The organism is uncultured Aquimarina sp. (assembly GCF_947492405.1).
Classification (GTDB): Bacteria; Bacteroidota; Bacteroidia; order Flavobacteriales; family Flavobacteriaceae; genus Aquimarina.
In genome coordinates, this window is the sequence record NZ_CANLMP010000003.1 from 573,887 (window position 1) to 590,121 (window position 16,235).

General features: G+C 32.6%; 21 protein-coding genes. 14 read left to right on the forward strand and 7 right to left on the reverse strand.

Annotated elements, in window-relative coordinates; genetic code table 11:
- The first annotated feature begins 72 nt into the window (after positions 1 to 72).
- The 11 genes from Q0829_RS13985 to Q0829_RS14035 all read left to right on the forward strand — a co-directional run bounded on the left by Q0829_RS13985 (position 73) and on the right by Q0829_RS14035 (position 8,023).
- Complete coding sequence (locus Q0829_RS13985; protein ID WP_298543992.1) at positions 73 to 672, forward strand: Crp/Fnr family transcriptional regulator; 600 nt, start codon at positions 73 to 75, stop codon at positions 670 to 672.
- Positions 673 to 739: 67 nt separating this feature from the next.
- Positions 740 to 1,636: an alpha/beta fold hydrolase gene (locus Q0829_RS13990; RefSeq protein WP_298543995.1), complete on the forward strand. Its 897-nt coding sequence runs from the start codon at positions 740 to 742 to the stop codon at positions 1,634 to 1,636.
- A 160-nt stretch (positions 1,637 to 1,796) separates the two neighbouring features.
- Positions 1,797 to 2,276 (forward strand): hypothetical protein, encoded by a 480-nt coding sequence (locus Q0829_RS13995; protein WP_298543997.1) that lies wholly within the window; start codon positions 1,797 to 1,799, stop codon positions 2,274 to 2,276.
- Between the two features lie 98 nt (positions 2,277 to 2,374).
- Positions 2,375 to 3,085: a metallophosphoesterase gene (locus tag Q0829_RS14000; protein ID WP_298544000.1), complete on the forward strand. Its 711-nt coding sequence runs from the start codon at positions 2,375 to 2,377 to the stop codon at positions 3,083 to 3,085.
- A 178-nt stretch (positions 3,086 to 3,263) separates the two neighbouring features.
- Positions 3,264 to 4,115 (forward strand): ABC transporter ATP-binding protein, encoded by an 852-nt coding sequence (locus tag Q0829_RS14005; RefSeq protein WP_298544002.1) that lies wholly within the window; start codon positions 3,264 to 3,266, stop codon positions 4,113 to 4,115.
- The gene (locus tag Q0829_RS14010; protein WP_298544004.1) at positions 4,099 to 4,851 is read left to right on the forward strand and encodes a hypothetical protein; all 753 of its coding nucleotides are present in this window, start codon (positions 4,099 to 4,101) and stop codon (positions 4,849 to 4,851) included. Before Q0829_RS14005 ends, Q0829_RS14010 begins: the two co-directional genes overlap by 17 nt.
- A gap of 2 nt (positions 4,852 to 4,853) precedes the next feature.
- Positions 4,854 to 5,234: a GntR family transcriptional regulator gene (locus tag Q0829_RS14015; RefSeq protein ID WP_298544006.1), complete on the forward strand. Its 381-nt coding sequence runs from the start codon at positions 4,854 to 4,856 to the stop codon at positions 5,232 to 5,234.
- Positions 5,221 to 5,763 (forward strand): DUF2807 domain-containing protein, encoded by a 543-nt coding sequence (locus Q0829_RS14020; RefSeq protein WP_298544009.1) that lies wholly within the window; start codon positions 5,221 to 5,223, stop codon positions 5,761 to 5,763. The genes Q0829_RS14015 and Q0829_RS14020 overlap by 14 nt, the downstream gene beginning before the upstream one ends.
- 100 nt (positions 5,764 to 5,863) lie before the next feature.
- Positions 5,864 to 6,541 (forward strand): DUF4386 domain-containing protein, encoded by a 678-nt coding sequence (locus tag Q0829_RS14025; RefSeq protein ID WP_298544013.1) that lies wholly within the window; start codon positions 5,864 to 5,866, stop codon positions 6,539 to 6,541.
- A gap of 72 nt (positions 6,542 to 6,613) precedes the next feature.
- Positions 6,614 to 7,081 (forward strand): hypothetical protein, encoded by a 468-nt coding sequence (locus Q0829_RS14030; protein WP_298544015.1) that lies wholly within the window; start codon positions 6,614 to 6,616, stop codon positions 7,079 to 7,081.
- Between the two features lie 111 nt (positions 7,082 to 7,192).
- Positions 7,193 to 8,023: a DUF2306 domain-containing protein gene (locus tag Q0829_RS14035; RefSeq protein WP_298544018.1), complete on the forward strand. Its 831-nt coding sequence runs from the start codon at positions 7,193 to 7,195 to the stop codon at positions 8,021 to 8,023.
- Positions 8,024 to 8,413: 390 nt separating this feature from the next.
- Here the strand turns inward: Q0829_RS14035 and Q0829_RS14040 are convergent, their stop codons facing one another.
- The 7 genes from Q0829_RS14040 to Q0829_RS14070 form a co-directional block, all read right to left on the reverse strand.
- Positions 8,414 to 9,076: a hypothetical protein gene (locus Q0829_RS14040; protein WP_298544022.1), complete on the reverse strand. Its 663-nt coding sequence runs from the start codon at positions 9,074 to 9,076 to the stop codon at positions 8,414 to 8,416.
- Positions 9,077 to 9,149: 73 nt separating this feature from the next.
- Entirely contained in the window at positions 9,150 to 10,313 is a 1,164-nt protein-coding gene (locus Q0829_RS14045) for a metal ABC transporter permease (RefSeq protein ID WP_298544025.1), read from the reverse strand.
- A complete protein-coding gene (locus Q0829_RS14050) occupies positions 10,306 to 11,436 on the reverse strand; it encodes a metal ABC transporter permease (RefSeq protein ID WP_298544028.1) in 1,131 nt (376 codons plus the stop codon). The genes Q0829_RS14045 and Q0829_RS14050 overlap by 8 nt, the downstream gene beginning before the upstream one ends.
- A 41-nt stretch (positions 11,437 to 11,477) precedes the next feature.
- On the reverse strand, positions 11,478 to 11,846 hold the full coding sequence (locus tag Q0829_RS14055; RefSeq protein WP_298544031.1) for a four helix bundle protein: 369 nt from the start codon (positions 11,844 to 11,846) through the stop codon (positions 11,478 to 11,480).
- Positions 11,847 to 11,950: 104 nt separating this feature from the next.
- Complete coding sequence (locus Q0829_RS14060) at positions 11,951 to 12,688, reverse strand: metal ABC transporter ATP-binding protein (RefSeq protein ID WP_298544033.1); 738 nt, start codon at positions 12,686 to 12,688, stop codon at positions 11,951 to 11,953.
- Positions 12,689 to 12,722: 34 nt separating this feature from the next.
- On the reverse strand, positions 12,723 to 12,863 hold the full coding sequence (locus tag Q0829_RS14065) for a four helix bundle protein (RefSeq protein WP_298544036.1): 141 nt from the start codon (positions 12,861 to 12,863) through the stop codon (positions 12,723 to 12,725).
- A gap of 98 nt (positions 12,864 to 12,961) precedes the next feature.
- Positions 12,962 to 13,882 (reverse strand): zinc ABC transporter substrate-binding protein, encoded by a 921-nt coding sequence (locus Q0829_RS14070; RefSeq protein WP_298544039.1) that lies wholly within the window; start codon positions 13,880 to 13,882, stop codon positions 12,962 to 12,964.
- A gap of 169 nt (positions 13,883 to 14,051) precedes the next feature.
- Here Q0829_RS14070 and Q0829_RS14075 point away from each other — a divergent pair, with 169 nt between their 5' ends.
- The 3 genes from Q0829_RS14075 (at position 14,052) to Q0829_RS14085 (ending at position 16,228) form a co-directional block, all read left to right on the forward strand.
- Entirely contained in the window at positions 14,052 to 14,735 is a 684-nt protein-coding gene (locus Q0829_RS14075; protein WP_298544042.1) for a metal-dependent transcriptional regulator, read from the forward strand.
- Between the two features lie 81 nt (positions 14,736 to 14,816).
- On the forward strand, positions 14,817 to 15,596 hold the full coding sequence (locus Q0829_RS14080; protein WP_298544044.1) for a 3'-5' exonuclease: 780 nt from the start codon (positions 14,817 to 14,819) through the stop codon (positions 15,594 to 15,596).
- Positions 15,597 to 15,616: 20 nt separating this feature from the next.
- Positions 15,617 to 16,228, forward strand: a complete 612-nt coding sequence (locus Q0829_RS14085; protein WP_298544047.1) for a fumarylacetoacetate hydrolase family protein — start codon at positions 15,617 to 15,619, stop codon at positions 16,226 to 16,228.
- Positions 16,229 to 16,235: the final 7 nt, after the last annotated feature.

The window sequence follows — 16,235 nt, forward strand, 5'->3', positions numbered from 1 at the left end:
TATAAGTAATTACAGAATTTTGTGCTAAACTACGCAACTAGTTATAGTCGAGAGATGTTGAAAATAATTTGAATGAAGGAAAAGGCATATCAACAATATTTAGATTCATACTTAAAAATTTGCCCTCAATTAAAAAAGGATGAGTTAAATTTCATACGAGATAATCTTTCAATTACACAACTTGAAAAAAGACAGTTTTACTTGAAAAGTGGACAAATCCAAAAGGAAATGAGTTTTGTACATCAAGGTCTGCTAAAAAGCTATTATATAGATAAACAAGGTAAAAAAGTTACCATCTCTTTTATCGATGAGAATTTTTATGCTGCGGATTATCCTTCGTTTATACAGCAAAAACCTTCAAAATATTATATCGAAACTATTGAGCCAACTATAATGGTGAATTTGTCTTATGCTGCCATGCAAAAAGCATATAAGAACTATAAAAACTTTGAAAATTATGGGAGGTTAATTGCCGAACAAATCTTGCTAAAAAAACAAGATAGAATTGAAAGTTTTTTGTTTGAAAATGCAGAAGAAAGATATATTCGTTTTATTAAGAAGAATCAAAATATACTGCCTAGAATAAGTGTTTCAGATTTATCATCATATTTAGGCATTGAAAGACAATCGCTAACTAGAATAAGAAAAAAGTTGATTCAGCAAGATGTTTGACACAAATGTGTCAGGAAAAAAACAAATGAATGCTCCATATTTACGTAGTAACTTAAATACTTAAAATATGAACAACTTCAGATATACAGTAGTGCTTTTAACAATCTTATTTACTTCATCTTGTGCTTTTAACCATAAGTTTCACTATCCAGTAAAAATAAATCGAAATGTAGACGATCTAGGAGTTTTTAGTTATGGAAAGGATACACTACTATTCAAATATAACAAAACAACTAAGGCCATAAATATTGATAATAAAAATGGGATTTCTCAACATCCTAATTTCTCTATAGAAGCTTTTGACTTTATGAGCGAAAGTAACAATAAACTTCACGGATGGTTATTAAAACCTAAAAACATTATACCAAAAGTAACAATCGTTCATTTTCACGGAAGTGCTATGGATATTTTGACTCAGTATCAAGCAATCAGTCCGTTAATTGATTACGGATTTCAAATCATCACTTTTGACTATAGTGGTTATGGTTTTTCAGAAGGAAAATCCACACGCAAAAATATACTTGAAGATGCTTATTCATTTTTAAATTTTGCTAAAAATCACCAACAAATAAAAGGTAGTAAGCTGATTTTATACGGGCAATCTTATGGTGGTTATTTAGTAGCAGTTATAGGTTCTAATAGACAATATGATATTGACGGAATTGTAATTGAGGGAGCGTTTACAAGTCATAAAGCAGAAGCGAAATATGAAGTTCCTTTTTGGGGTAATTTAGTTAAAAATGAAAAACACGCAGACAAGGAAATTAAGAAAAATCGAAAACCAATTTTGATTATACATAGCCGAGAAGATAAAAAAGTACCTCTAAAATTTGGAAAGAGAATTTTTGAAAACGCAAATGAACCCAAAGAATTTTTCGAAATAGACAAACCTCATATTTTGGGACTTCAGTGTTATTCAAAAGAAATATCCGAAAAGATTAACAAGATGCTGAATAAAAATTAAAAGAACTTAATCAGAAACTAAAGGGCCGCATTAGAAAATAAAAATTATAAGGTAGACTTAGCTTGTTTTTGGACAAAGACAATCAATAGCAGTGTAACAAATTCAATAATATAGATACTAATTAAATAGCATGTAATTTTTAAGACTAAATTTAATACTCATGACAATTAATGAAGCATCTAAATTTTTTAAAAATCTCGTTACAGAGACAGATGTAACGTCTGAGGAAAGGGTGTATAAAAAATTCATTACCATACTATCGCAGTTAGAAAATAGAGATTTGTCTGAAGATCAATTACGAGGGGTAGAAGACAAATTGGATGTATTTGATGTAGACATACCTAGAGAAAATAGAAAAAAATACTACGGTAAAAAACTTACCGAATTCTCAAACTATATAAAAAAAGAACTCTCTCTAATATCAGAAGAGTATTATATGACCGTGGGTATGAGCATCGGGATGTCCCTTGGAATGAGTTTGGGAATGACCTTTGGGGTGATTTTTGGAGAATCTAATGGATTAATTTACGGAATGACTTTCGGGATGGCGATTGGAATGTCTATTGGACTTGCAATTGGTGCATCCATGGATGCGAAAGCAAAGAAAGAAGGTAAAGTGCTAAGTCTGAAATGTAAGTGAGAACTTTAAGAAATAGACTTATCATAAAATAAAGAAGTCTTAGTCAAAGAAGCTTATTGATATTGAAAAACTTCAAATAAAATTCTTACATTTCCGTTGTGATCAAAAAGATAGCCTACATCACCGATGTACATATAGATGAAGAGTTTCCTAAAAGTGTTGGCGTAGATTCCAGACAAAACTGGAAAACTATTCTAAAAGATGTAGCGTCAAGAAATATTGATGAGGTGATCTATGGTGGAGATATCGGAGAGAAATCATCAAATTCCTGGTTTTTTGAAACATTACAAGATTATAAACTCTCTATTTCTTTAGGAAATCACGACGACTTTTCTGAAGTAATACAACATTACAAAAATGATGCTCATACAGATTCTAAGGAACTTTTTTATAGTTGGGAAAATGAATTCTTTAAATTCGTTTTTTTGGATTCCAGTACAGAGGTTATCAGTGATACACAACTAATATGGTTGCATAACGAGTTGATTACCTCAAAAAAAATACTATTATATATTCATCATCCTATCGTGCCAATTCCCGCTATTATTGATAAAAAGTTTGCATTGCAAGGAAGGGAAAAGATTCAAAATTTATTAGAACAAACGGCTAATGATATTACCATTTTCTGTGGACATTACCATATGGAAGATCATCGCTCTTATAAAAATATCACACAATATATTACACCAGCAGCATCCTATCAGGTAGAAAAAGATCTTAAAGAAATTAAGGTGCATAGTAGCACTTTCGGATATAGAATTATTGAGCTCCATAAAGATCAGATACACACAGAAGTAGTGTTGTTTTAGAAAAAAGGTGCAAATCCAATGATTATTTCACAGCATTACAATGCGTTGAAAACCCTCATAAACAAAAGGTTTTCAGGAAGTTTCGTATTTGTTTGTTTTAAAAAAATAGATTAAAATATTTGTTTAGTTAGTTGATTTAGCTATTTTTGAAGTGTACTAGATAACTAATACACTAGTTATGATTAAAATTCAGAGCCTTAGATTTTACTATCCAAAGAGTAAAACAATTCTTAATGATGTTTCATTGAACTTTGATTCAGGAAATATTTATGGGTTGTTTGGTAGAAATGGAGAAGGAAAAAGTACACTGATGAAAATCATGGCTGGATTACTGTTTCCAAAGAGTGGATCTTGTCAGGTTTTTGGCGAGAATATGTCGAGAAAGCATGTGAGGTGTCTACACGAAGTCTTCTTTATTCCCGAGGATTTTGAGTTAGCTGCCTTAAAAATTTCCAAGTATGAAGAGGTGAATTCTGTTTTTTATCCGGAGTTTTCCAAAGAGCAATTTTATGAATTGATAAAAGAATTTAGTCTTTCTCCAAACGAAAATATCACTACATTATCTTTTGGTCAAAAGAAAAAAGTATTGATAGCATTTGGGATTGCCGCCAATACAAAACTATTGTTGATGGATGAACCTACCAATGGGTTGGATATTCCATCCAAAAGCCAGTTTAGAAAAATAATAGCAGGAGTTGCCGATCAGGGAAAATGCATCGTGATATCCACACATCAAGTAAGAGATTTACACAGTTTAATCAATCATTTAATGATACTAGATCAATCTAAAGTAGTTTTCGATAAATCACTTTTTGAAGTTTCAGAACATCTTTGGTTTGGTAAACCATCGGAAAAAGATAAACATACCGTCATCTATGCTGAACCCTCATTAGGAGGAAAGGCAGTTTTACCAAAGTTGGATAAAGATGAATCCGATGTAGATCTGGAATTGTTATTTAACGCAGTGCTGAATGAGCCGGATAGAATAAACTATATATTAAAAAAGAGGTATTATGATGCATCAGTTTAATTATAAGAGGATTTATCATTTTATTAGGAGGGATCTAACCATCAGAAAAAGCAGTATCAGTACTGCCTTGATTGTGATCAGTGCCATTCTTTTTGTTTTCTTTTTGATTAATTTAAGAGAAGATTATCGTATAACCTCGGGAGAGTTTACCAATCTTTTTGGGTTGTTTTATATTCCTGCAGGTGTACTGTTTACATTTTCTATTTGTAAAGAATCCCACGACTCCAAAGCAAATCACTTATACTTTGTACTTCCGGTTTCTGTATACGAGAGGATGGCTGCTATATGGTTTACAACAACTATTTTGTATACAGCTGTTTTTTCAGTTCTTAGTTTTGTAGTAGGACAGTTCGCCATAGTAACAGGAGGTATTCTTTTTGGTACGGATTTTCATTTACTTCCGATGTTTTCTGGAGAATATCTGGGATTTACGATGTTCTATAGCATTATTCAGCCAGTTTTTCTGGTTGGTGCCCTGGCATTTAAAAAGAATAGAATTGGTAAAACATTATTGGTTTTTGTGCTGGTATTTTTTGGAGTAATGATCTATAACTTAATACTGTTTACCATGCTTAATTATAGATATGATGTACTACCAGGTAATGCCTTAGCTTCTGAAGCTTTTGGTTTGGCACAAAGTGATTTTTCAGTATTCGGAATGTTATTTTTTCTGGGGATTTTAGGACCAGTGATGCTTTTTGTAGCCTATTGTAAGATGGTAGAAAAGGAGGTGTAGATATGGATTTTGATAACAGCAAACCTATTTATCTACAGATAGTGGATTTCTTTTATGAAAATATTCTTGCCAGAAAGTGGAAAGAAGACGAAAGAATACCGTCTGTAAGAGAAATTGCTGTTATGGTGGAAGTCAACCCAAATACTGCTATACGTGCCTTTAATCATCTGCAAGATGAAAAGGTAATTTATAACAAAAGAGGAATAGGGTATTTCGTTTCAGAAAATGGATATCAAACGGTTCTTGATATCAAAAGAAAAGAATTTATGGAGGAGATGTTGCCGGATGTATTTAAAAAAATGAGATTACTAGATATAAAGTTTGAAGAGTTTAAAAACACGTATGATCAATATATAAAAGATATAGATGATGAAAAGAAGTAATCTGATTCTGCTAGGTGTATTAGGAGCTGTCTTCCTTTATTTTACCATACTTCAGTTTTCTACCCATAATTATGTAAGAAAAGGAGTAATTGAAGAAGCAGGTACGATTATATCCGAAATCAGGAACATCTCTAATTTCCGGAGTATAGATATACAGGATAATATGAGGGTGTATTTTAAACAAGATAGTATGACACAAGTTACCTTGGAAGCTCCGGAAAACTTTATGCCTCATATACAAACAAAAGTAAATCAGGGAACATTAGTATTAGAAAAAATAAAAAGGATGAATACTGATGACACGATCAAAGTGTTTATTTCTAATCATCATGTAGATACCATAAAAGTAGGTGCAACAGCACATTTTAAAACGATGGGAGTAGTAACAGGAAAAGAATTAATACTGGAGTTTAGAGAAGAAAGTACAGGTGATTTAGAAGTGACCTATGAATTGGTAAAATGTAAAAAAACATCTGATGCTAACATAAAACTAACCGGTAATTCTAAAGAAATTAATTTTTCCAACTAATATTAAGATAATAGCGTATAAAACACAAATAATTCATCATCATCAATCAAAATCAATCATCAATCCGTCCTGAGTAATCGGGACAAAAAAACGAACAGTTATGTATTCAATCAAAAAAATTGGAAGAATCACAGGTATTTTACTTCTGATACAAATGGCCATAGGAATCCTTATTAATGTTTCTTTATTAGGACCTTTAATATTTACGTCAGATTTTATTACAAAAATTTCAGAAAACACTGACCAAGTTATTATTTCTACACTTCTTCAGATCCTAACCAAAACGATAGGTGTTGGTGTAGCAATTATGTTGTTGCCGACTTTAAAAAAGATTCATAGAGGGTTGGCATTTTGGTATTTGAGCTTTAGTATTATTCTTTTTGTCATAAGCATTGTAGACAATACAATTATACTTTCATTAGTGTCTTTTAGCGAAGAATACCTAAAACCAGGTGCGCAAGATGTCAGTAATCTTGAAGCTATAGGAAATATATTAAAAGGTACTCGAGGATGGATCCATATGATGGATCTGCTTGTTGCCAGTATTCCACTGTCTATATTTTATTATGTAATGTATATATCAAAATTCGTCCCTAGAATTTTATCAGCTTTATGTGTTTTTTCGGCTGTATTGATTTTTATCAATGTACTATGGACACTTTTTGGAACAGGATCTATGTATTTATACATGCCAATGGCTATCAGTCAATTGATGTTTATAACCTGGCTAATCATCAGGGGTTTTAATGGATCTTACAAACTTCAGGAGGCAGTTTAAATCAAATAATTCATCATCAATCAAATCAATCATCAATCAGTCTCGAGTAATCGGGGCAAAAAACGAACAGTTATGAATCTAAAACATTTCATCAAAGATTTTGTAAAAAGGGATTTTAATGCCGGAAGAGAAGTTTCTAAACTTCAACTATTACTAATGAGATCATTGTATTTATTGACTTTCCTTTCATTAGGATATTCTACCTGGTTAGAAATCATTAACCCCAGCGAAACCTGGGGTGCCTATGATGGAGTCACCTACAGCTTTTGGGCGGCCTATGCAACATTAATGGGACTAGGAATTCGATTTCCTGTAAAAATACTTCCCTTACTACTATTACAAATATTTTATAAATCAGTATGGCTTATTGGGATTGCATATCCAATGTGGTCTACAGGCACATTAGATGAAACTTCAGAAGGATTACTAAAACCATTTCTGATGGCTATTCCTATTGACCTCGTCGTGATTCCTTGGATGTATGTTTGGAGGAATTATATCAAAGCAATTTTCAAATTTAAAAGGATACAACACGCCTGAAACCTGAACTAATAATCTTATAAGGCTTTCTGTTTTAAAAAGATAGAAAACCAATTCATCATCAATCAATCATCAATTTGTCAGCCTAAGGCGGACTAAAAAACGAACAGTATGAATACTACTACTAGTGCGGTTAGCACTTTAAAAAAGACAAATATATGGGCCAACAAAACACTGAGTATTTCAGTTCAATTTTGGTTTATTATTGCAGTAATAGGACAATGGATCTTTGCGTATTATGTCACTGCTTTTTATGGAGGTGCTGCCATTGATGGAGACTTTATGAAATGGAACCGTGTTCTTCCTCATGGATATGTTCCTGGCGGAACTATGGGAAATGTGGCAGTTGCCATACATCTTTTATTGGCAGTTATTATGATGGTTGGTGGACCACTACAATTTGTTGCTCAGATAAGGAATAGAGCTCGTTCATTTCATCGTTGGAACGGAAAATTATATATCATAACCGCTTTTGTGATCAGTTTTAGCGGTGTATATATGGTGATAACCAAAGGAACGATTAGTGGACTAGTAGGTGACATCAGTGTATGCTTTAATGGAGTTCTTATTATGCTTTTTGCGGCATTAGCCTGGCGTACCGCAGTTGCTCGTAAATTTGATTCGCATCGTCGTTGGGCACTACGTTTGTTTTTGGTAGTCAACGGCGTTTGGTTTTTTAGGATTGGATTAATGTTATGGCTTTTTATTCACGGAGAACCGGTAGGTTTTGATCCAGAAACATTTAGAGGACCATTTCTTACTTTTCTGGGAATTGGACAGTATGTAATACCGTTAATTATTCTGGAAATGTATCTGTATGCACAGAAAAGAAAGAATATTCCAGTTAAAGTTGCAATGTCTACTTTTCTTATAGTTCTTACTGTACTTACAGGAATCGGAGTTTTTGCAGCAACAATGGGAATGTGGTTACCTAGATTATAGGTAAACAAATTAGTCTGAGTTCGATATTTAATGATTTATTATCTAAAAGAGTTCCTTCTCCTTGTGAGAAGGTAATGATGAGGATTTTTCATAATAAACCTATACCTTTCTTTATATCGAACTCAGGTTATGTATTAAATAATACGTCTTTCTTGTTTGTACGATTTAGAATAATCAAGAAGGATTTAATCAGATTTATGGCATAATTACCTTTTCTAGATTGAAATGTGGCCATAAGAGTAAGAGGGGGGGTAATTATTGGAATTATGATAGAAAGAGGTTTAAGCTGCTGGACTTTCACCATAATCGTTCACGCAAAAAAAGAAATCACTGAGACGCTCTTTTTTAAGTATAATTTATATTTTAAAATAGCGCGAGTGCTACTATACGCTAATGTTGCGATCTATGTTTTTTAGAAACTGAAGAAACGAAATCATCAATATTACCAATTGGATGAATTAATTCACCTTGTTTTAACGATAAAGGGAGTTTGGCAGTTATTTTGTTATATCCTTTATCCTTTAACAATGTCCAGAGATAATCTACATATCTACTCTTACTATTGATGTTAATTTCTCTGAATTTTACATGATCTAGCTTCAATTTAGTTATAAGTAACTGGCATTTTTTACAATCTTCTTTGGTAAATACTATAATTTCAGATTTTAGTATGGAAGAAAGAGGGGCTTCTTTTTTTGCCCCTTTTGCTCTATCAATCTCCATGTTTTCTAATTCTTCATTAACAATAAGATTATAGGTATAAGAAGAAGCCACGTCTGTAAGTGGGATTAAAATGATCATTTGTACTTTACTGTTAGCAGGAATGTTTTTGATGATTGGACGTTGTGCACTTCTGCGATAACCTATGGGGTTTATTTTGAGAAAGACACTTTTATTAGAGTTAGTGTCATTTTGAACGTAAATAATCGTACGCTTTTTTTGAACTTCTTCAATCAAGCGTACCGGCTTTTCTTGCCAAGAAACTAATGTGAAACAAAGAAATAATATGAAATAAATAGTAAGTTTATAATAGGTTTTAAGAATCAATTTCATCTTCTTTTTGTTTAAAGATAAAGAATTTGTTTTTCTTACTAATAATTGAAAATACGTAGCGTAAACTTTTATTCTACCCTCTAAACAGAAAAAATCGATCTTTCATGTTTTCGATTTCTGAGTTCTTATTGGTTACAATGTAATCAATAGCTTCTGTAGTGAAATGTTGGCCTTTTTCTGTCAATGACACAATATTATTGTCAATTTCAATCATATTATTTTTTAAGGCTAGATCTAAAACTGATTTAGATTTTACTTTCTGCCAATTAATATGCTCATTTAGGTGTTTTACGTGTCTTTCAGTTTCATCATCTGCATGATTTCCCAGGTGCAATAAAAATGTAAGCAATGAAACTTCTATACGTTGTTGCTTTTGACGATACAATACAGAAAAATATCCTTTACTAGGAGCAAATAAGTATACTGCTAGAAATAGAATACCTAGTACGCTGGTCATTGATCCTGAAATAGAAGTATCTAAACCATGCGCTAGCCAATATCCTGCTATAGCAGCAAATACACCAAATATACAGGCTAATAATAACATCTTTTTAAGGTTATTGGTTAGTAGATATGCGATAGCAGCAGGAGCAATCATAAACGCAATGACTAAAATAGCTCCAACCGCGTCAAAAGCTCCAACTGTAGTAATAGATGCTACAGTCATTAGCCCATAATGCATAACAACAGGTGATAGTCCTAATGCTGCCGCAAGACCAGCATCGAATGTGCTTACTTTTAACTCTTTAAAGAAAGCGAAAAGTAATCCTAGAGTAACCAGTAATATTGTGCCAATAATCCATAAAGATTTAGGTCCCATATCAGTTCCGCATATAATAAATCTGTCAAATGGAGCAAAAGCTAGTTCTCCCAAAAGTACTGCGTCTATATCCAGATGTACATCATTGGCATTCTGTGCAATCATAATAACTCCGATACTAAACAAGGCTGGAAAAACTAATCCAATCGCTGTATCCTCTTTGACTAAACCTGTTTTTTGAATATATTCTACTAACACTACTGTAAGCACTCCACTTAAAGCAGCAAGAAGGATTAGTAGTGGAGAAGAAAGATCATGTGTAATAAAAAAACCAATCACAATTCCGGGCAAAATAGAATGACTAATAGCATCGGTAATCAAAGCCATTTTGCGTAATACTAAAAATGTACCGGGAATCGCACAGCCAATAGCTACTAAACTTGCAATCAACTGTATTTCTACCTGAGCACTACTCATTTTCTGTCTGTGTTAATTGGTTATATAGATTAGATGCTGTCTTATATCCTGATGTTGTCAAGGACCACATGTTACCTTCGATTTTTACATAATCTTTATCTTCGAGTTTCTGCAAAGACCGCTTGGTAAACCCTTGAAAATTATTCAATATTTTAATGGCATGCGGGTGTGAAATATTTTCATGATCTTTAGCAATATTATACATAAAAGAAAGTGTTTTATGCAACTGAAGATCGTTTCTGTTTTTTCTAAAACGAATTTCTCTAAATAGTAATCCGCGACCTGGAGAGAATATAAAGGAAACCAATACAAAAACAGCTGCAACCAATACAATGACAGGTCCAGTGGATAGGTTATTGTGACTAGCGCTTATAGCTGTACCGATAACTCCGGAAGAAGCTCCGAAAATAGCAGCAAGAATAACCATAATTGACAGACTATTTGTCCATTGTCGCGCTGCCGCTGCAGGAGCCAGAATCATAGCGCTCATTAGAACAACGCCAACAGTTTGTAGCCCTAAGACGATGGCAATGACAATAAAGGAAGTAATCAGGATGTCAAGAAACTTAATATTGAATCCTAAAGTTTTGGTATAGTCAGCATCAAAAAGCGATATTTTAAGTTCTTTCCAAAAGAGTAGTAAAACGATAAGACATACTCCTGTAACTAAAGACATCATCCAGACGTCGCTCTCTAATAATGTAGCAGCTTGTCCGAAAAGATAATTTTCTAAGCCCGCTTGATTTGCATTTGGTAGTTTTTGAATATAGGTAAGTAAAAGCATTCCAAAACCAAAAAATAGAGAAAGAATTAATCCTAATGCGGTATCAGATTTGAGGTGTGTTTTTCTAATAATTCCTCTGATCCAGAAACTGCCTATTAAACCACTAATCAGCGCACCTAACAAAAAAGCATTACTGTTTTTTGCTCCGATAATCAAGAAAGCAATAGCAATACCTGGTAAAGCAGCATGTGAAATAGCATCACCCAAAAGACTTTGCTTTCTTAATACAGCAAAACTTCCTAACATACCACAAATTGCTCCCAAAACAGCTGTTCCCAACGTGATTGTCCGAAGGGTGTAATCAGTAAAAACAAGTTCTATATATTCTAGGATATCCATAATAAAAAGTCTTCAGTCTTTAGAGAGTAGTGGGTAGTATATCATGTTTTACTTTTAAGGTATTTCTGCAAACTTGTGGTCATCTTGGATAGTTCAACTAGTTTTATTCTGGCGATCTGATCACTCTCGGATGAAATGTAATTTCTTCTTTTGGCAATTGTTGAACAAACTATACATTCTCTAATAGATCCTAATGTTATTTGTAAATAACGATTAAACTGAGCATCAGTATTTCCAGATCCTTCAGAAATGTTTAATGCAATGGAAGTAGCAGCTCTAATATATTGAGAAGAAAGATTGTATGTTTCAGTTTTAGGGAATTTTTTGCAAGTATCATATACCGAATCAATAAAGTTCAGTGCTTTTTGATATACGATTAAATCTTCAAAATTAAATTTCACATCTTCCATTAAAATAATTATTTGTAGTTTTCACTAACAACTAACAACTAACAACTAACAACTAACAACTAACAACTAACAACTAACAACTAACAACTAACAACTAACAACTATTACTGTTGTACGCTTACTTTGTAATTAATACCATACGTTTTGGTCAAATTATTATCATTGAAAATATCTTTTACAGGACCTGTCGCGATTTTCTTTACATTCAGAAAAGTTACCCAATCAAAATATTCAGGAACCGTTTGTAGATCATGATGTACTACGATTACAGTTTTTCCAGCTTTTCTTAGCTCTTTTAAAATATTGATAATTGCTTTTTCAGTAGTAGCATCTACTCCTTGAAACGGTTCGTCCATAAAATAAATGGATGCATTCTGAACTAATGCTCTTGCTAAGAAAATACGTTGTTGCTGCCCTCCGGATAGTTGACTAATCTGTCTGCTTTTAAAAGCGAGCATCCCTACTTTTTCTAAAGCCTCAAGAGCTTCTTTTTTTTGTTTTTGTCCGGGTCTTTTGATCCAGCCTAAGCTTCCATAAGTCCCCATCATCACTACATCCAGAGCGGTAGTAGGGAAATCCCAATCCACACTTCCTTTCTGTGGTACATATGCAACTAGAGATCGCTGTTTTTTATATGGCTTATCATATATTTTTACACTTCCGGCAATAGGTTTAATAATGTCTAATATCGCCTTAATTAAAGTAGATTTTCCTGCTCCATTAGGACCAACAATAGCCATGAGAACCCCTTCAGGTATCGCAAGATCAATATCCCACAATACTGGCTTATAGTTGTAAGCAACGGTAAGGTCATCTATCTGTACAGCGATTTTGTTTTTCATATCTAATATTCTTTAGAAAATAGAGGGTAGTTTTTCATTTTTTATTCTTTAGATATTTCTGTAAATTATAAGTCATTTTAGGAAATTTTTCGCAAGTATCATATACCATATCAACAAAATCTAAGGCTTTTTGATATACAGTTAAATCTTCAAAATTAAATTTCACATCTTCCATTAATAATAATTAATATAGTTTATACTAACCACTAACCACTAACCACTAACGACTAATCACTAACGACTAATCACTAACGACTAATCACTAACGACTAATCACTTAAGCGCATTTACAATTGTGTTTACATTGTATTCGAACATTCCAATATATGTACCCTCTATAGTTCCAGGATTACCAAGAGCGTCAGAATATAAAGTTCCTCCAATAATTACTTCATGATCTTTTGATTTTACCGCAGCTTGTAATGCTTCAATAGTACGTTTAGGGACTGAAGTTTCTACAAAAATCGCTTTTACTTCATTTTCAATAATAAAAGCAGCTAATTTCTGTACATCTTGCACACCAGCTTCAGTAGCTGTAGATAGCCCCTGTAAGCCTACTACATTAAACGCATATTCTTTTCCAAAATAACTAAAAGCGTCATGAGCTGTAACCAGTATTCTTTTTTCTTTCGGTAATGTTTCAATAACCTTTTTAAGTTTAGTTTCAAGAGAATCAAGTTTTTCTAAATATACTTTTCCATTGGTGTCAAAAGCCTTAGCGTTTTTTGGATCCAACTCCTTCAGTTTTTCAATAGTAAAAGTTGTTACTTGTTTCCAGTTGCTAACACTAAACCAAATATGTGGGTCATAGTTGGACGCAAAATAATCAGATCCGATCAGGATACTTTTATCTAAAACTTCTCCAACGGCAATAGTTTTCGTTTTTTGATTCCCCATTTTTTCAAAAATTTCTACCAATTTGCCTTCTAGATGTAGCCCGTTGTATAAGATAACGTCTGCATTTACCAATTTTGTAACATCACCTTCACTTGCTTTATATAGATGAGGATCTACTCCAGAACCCATTAATCCCTGAACTGTTATTAAATCACCACCTATATTTTGAACAAGATCAGTTATCATTGTTGTCGTAGTAACAACATTGAGTTTTTGATTAGGATCTTTATTTTCTTTTTTACAGGAAAATAAAGTTATGGTGATGAGTGCTATAAATACTGAAAATCGGTTAATCATTTTTGTTATTGTTCAATGATGTTGTTACATCTTTAAATTAAAACATTTCTTTAAATTAATATCCCAAATATGTATAAACTAGAAATAGACTACAAATTGGAGTTGCAATAATTGTATTAGGTTTAGTATTTTTGTTTTTATTATAATAGCAAAACTAAATAAGTTAGGCATGACTAACAAATTAAATTTGAATAATTTAACAAAAAGCGAAGAGGATTATTTAAAAGCTCTTTTTCAGTTATTGATAGAAGATAATTCTGTGAAGGTTGGAAATAACCAATTAGCAGAATATCTTAAGGTTTCTCCTGCCTCGACTAATAATATGATTAAGAAATTAAAATCAAAGAATTATGTGGTTAGTGAGAAATATGGAAAACTAGAACTTACGGAAGAAGGGAAATCAATAGCAGTACGCCTCATTCGAAAACATAGACTATGGGAAACATTTCTTTGTAATTATTTAAATTTTAGTTGGGATGAAGTTCACGAGGTGGCCGAACAATTAGAGCATATAAAATCATATAAACTTATTGATGAGTTAGATCGTTTTATGGATTTTCCGACTAAAGATCCACATGGAGAAGTAATTCCAAATGCAGATGGTGAGTATTCCATTTTGCCAAAAATCACATTATCATCATTAGAAGAAGGAGCCGTTTGTCAGTTAATTTCTGTAAATGATGCTTCCGTAACATTCCTTAAGTATGTATCCGAAATTGGCTTAGCATTGAGTAGTGAGATAAAAGTGCAGGAAGTTAGGGAATTTGATGGCTCTATAAAGATTCAATTCAATAATATTCAGGAAACGGTTACTAGAAAATTTGCTGACAATGTTTTTGTAAAAGTGATATAATACAAGAATAAATGTTAAAAAAAGTAACACTATAGGGGTTTATAAGATATACCTATTATCTTTGATTCACACAATCAATTTATGAAGCTTAATTTAAAAAGACCGATCTGTTTTTTTGATCTGGAAACAACCGGTATTAATATTTCTAAAGATCGAATCGTAGAAATCTCTATCCTTAAAGTTTTCCCTAATGGAAATAAGGAAAGTAAAACGTGGCTCGTTAATCCAGAGATGCCTATTCCACAAGAGACTACTGAAGTACACGGTATTACTAATGAAAAAGTAGCAAATGAACCTACATTTAAACAATTAGCCAATAAGGTTAGTGAAATGATTAAAGGATGTGATCTGGGAGGGTTTAATTCTAATCGTTTCGATATCCCTTTGTTGGCAGAAGAATTGCTGCGTGCCGATGTAGATTTTGATATGAAAAATACGGTAGCAGTAGATGTGCAAACTATTTTTCATAAAATGGAAAAAAGAACCTTAGCTGCAGCATATAAATTTTATTGTGATAAAGATTTAGAAAATGCGCATTCTGCAGAGGCAGACACCAATGCTACTTACGAAGTGTTAAAAGCCCAATTGGATAAATATCCAGAATTAGAAAATGACACTAAGTTTCTTGCAGAGTTTAGTTCTAGAAAACAATTTGCAGATTTTGCTGGTTTTATAGCATATGATAAAGAAGGAAGAGAGGTATTTTCTTTTGGGAAACATAAAGGTAAGCTCGTAGAAAAAGTAATGGAGGAGGAGCCTGGATATTTTGGGTGGCTTCAGAATGCAGATTTCCCACTATATACAAAGAAAGTTCTTACTGCTGTAAGACTGCGTAAATTAAATAATAGTCTTAAACTTTAATTCTTTTTATAATCAAAATCATGAAGCTTATTTGTATAGGTCGTAATTATACGGATCATATAGAAGAATTAGACAATGAGAAACCATCGGATCCTGTGGTTTTTATGAAACCTGATACTGCTATTCTGTTAAAAAAACAACCTTTTTTCATACCGGATTTTTCTGAAGATATACATTATGAAGTAGAAATTCTTGTCAAAATTAAAAAAGTTGGAAAGCATATTGACCGAAAATTTGCACATAAGTATTACGATGAAATTGGGCTTGGAATCGATTTTACGGCGCGAGATTTACAAAGTAAGTTGAAATCCAAAGGATTGCCATGGGAAAAGGCTAAAGCTTTTGATGGAGCAGCTGTTATAGGGAATTGGATGTCTAAAGAGAACTTTCCAGATATAAATGATATTAATTTTCATTTACAAAAAAATGGAGAGACAGTGCAAAAAGGAAATACAAGATTTATGCTTTGGAAAGTTGATGAATTGATAGAATATGTATCAAAATATTTTACTTTAAAAATTGGGGATGTTATTTTTACCGGAACTCCGGCTGGTGTGGGAGCTGTAAAAACTAATGATAACTTAAGTGGGTATATCGAAGAGAATAAGATGTTTTCTATTAAGGTAAAATAACTTCATA

Bases quoted from the DNA above. Each gene is read 5' to 3' on its own strand.
- Q0829_RS14025 (WP_298544013.1), top strand. From the start codon at position 5,864: ATGTATTCAATCAAAAAAATTGGAAGAATCACAGGTATTTTACTTCTG.
- Q0829_RS14005 (WP_298544002.1), top strand. From the start codon at position 3,264: ATGATTAAAATTCAGAGCCTTAGATTTTACTATCCAAAGAGTAAAACA.
- Q0829_RS14010 (WP_298544004.1), top strand. From the start codon at position 4,099: ATGATGCATCAGTTTAATTATAAGAGGATTTATCATTTTATTAGGAGG.
- Q0829_RS14055 (WP_298544031.1), bottom strand. From the start codon at position 11,846: ATGGAAGATGTGAAATTTAATTTTGAAGATTTAATCGTATATCAAAAA.
- Q0829_RS14060 (WP_298544033.1), bottom strand. From the start codon at position 12,688: ATGAAAAACAAAATCGCTGTACAGATAGATGACCTTACCGTTGCTTAC.
- Q0829_RS14075 (WP_298544042.1), top strand. From the start codon at position 14,052: ATGACTAACAAATTAAATTTGAATAATTTAACAAAAAGCGAAGAGGAT.
- Q0829_RS14035 (WP_298544018.1), top strand. From the start codon at position 7,193: ATGAATACTACTACTAGTGCGGTTAGCACTTTAAAAAAGACAAATATA.
- Q0829_RS14050 (WP_298544028.1), bottom strand. From the start codon at position 11,436: ATGGATATCCTAGAATATATAGAACTTGTTTTTACTGATTACACCCTT.
- Q0829_RS13990 (WP_298543995.1), top strand. From the start codon at position 740: ATGAACAACTTCAGATATACAGTAGTGCTTTTAACAATCTTATTTACT.
- Q0829_RS14080 (WP_298544044.1), top strand. From the start codon at position 14,817: ATGAAGCTTAATTTAAAAAGACCGATCTGTTTTTTTGATCTGGAAACA.
- Q0829_RS14020 (WP_298544009.1), top strand. From the start codon at position 5,221: ATGAAAAGAAGTAATCTGATTCTGCTAGGTGTATTAGGAGCTGTCTTC.
- Q0829_RS14085 (WP_298544047.1), top strand. From the start codon at position 15,617: ATGAAGCTTATTTGTATAGGTCGTAATTATACGGATCATATAGAAGAA.
- Q0829_RS14045 (WP_298544025.1), bottom strand. From the start codon at position 10,313: ATGAGTAGTGCTCAGGTAGAAATACAGTTGATTGCAAGTTTAGTAGCT.
- Q0829_RS14065 (WP_298544036.1), bottom strand. From the start codon at position 12,863: ATGGAAGATGTGAAATTTAATTTTGAAGATTTAACTGTATATCAAAAA.
- Q0829_RS14040 (WP_298544022.1), bottom strand. From the start codon at position 9,076: ATGAAATTGATTCTTAAAACCTATTATAAACTTACTATTTATTTCATA.
- Q0829_RS13995 (WP_298543997.1), top strand. From the start codon at position 1,797: ATGACAATTAATGAAGCATCTAAATTTTTTAAAAATCTCGTTACAGAG.
- Q0829_RS14030 (WP_298544015.1), top strand. From the start codon at position 6,614: ATGAATCTAAAACATTTCATCAAAGATTTTGTAAAAAGGGATTTTAAT.
- Q0829_RS13985 (WP_298543992.1), top strand. From the start codon at position 73: ATGAAGGAAAAGGCATATCAACAATATTTAGATTCATACTTAAAAATT.
- Q0829_RS14015 (WP_298544006.1), top strand. From the start codon at position 4,854: ATGGATTTTGATAACAGCAAACCTATTTATCTACAGATAGTGGATTTC.
- Q0829_RS14070 (WP_298544039.1), bottom strand. From the start codon at position 13,882: ATGATTAACCGATTTTCAGTATTTATAGCACTCATCACCATAACTTTA.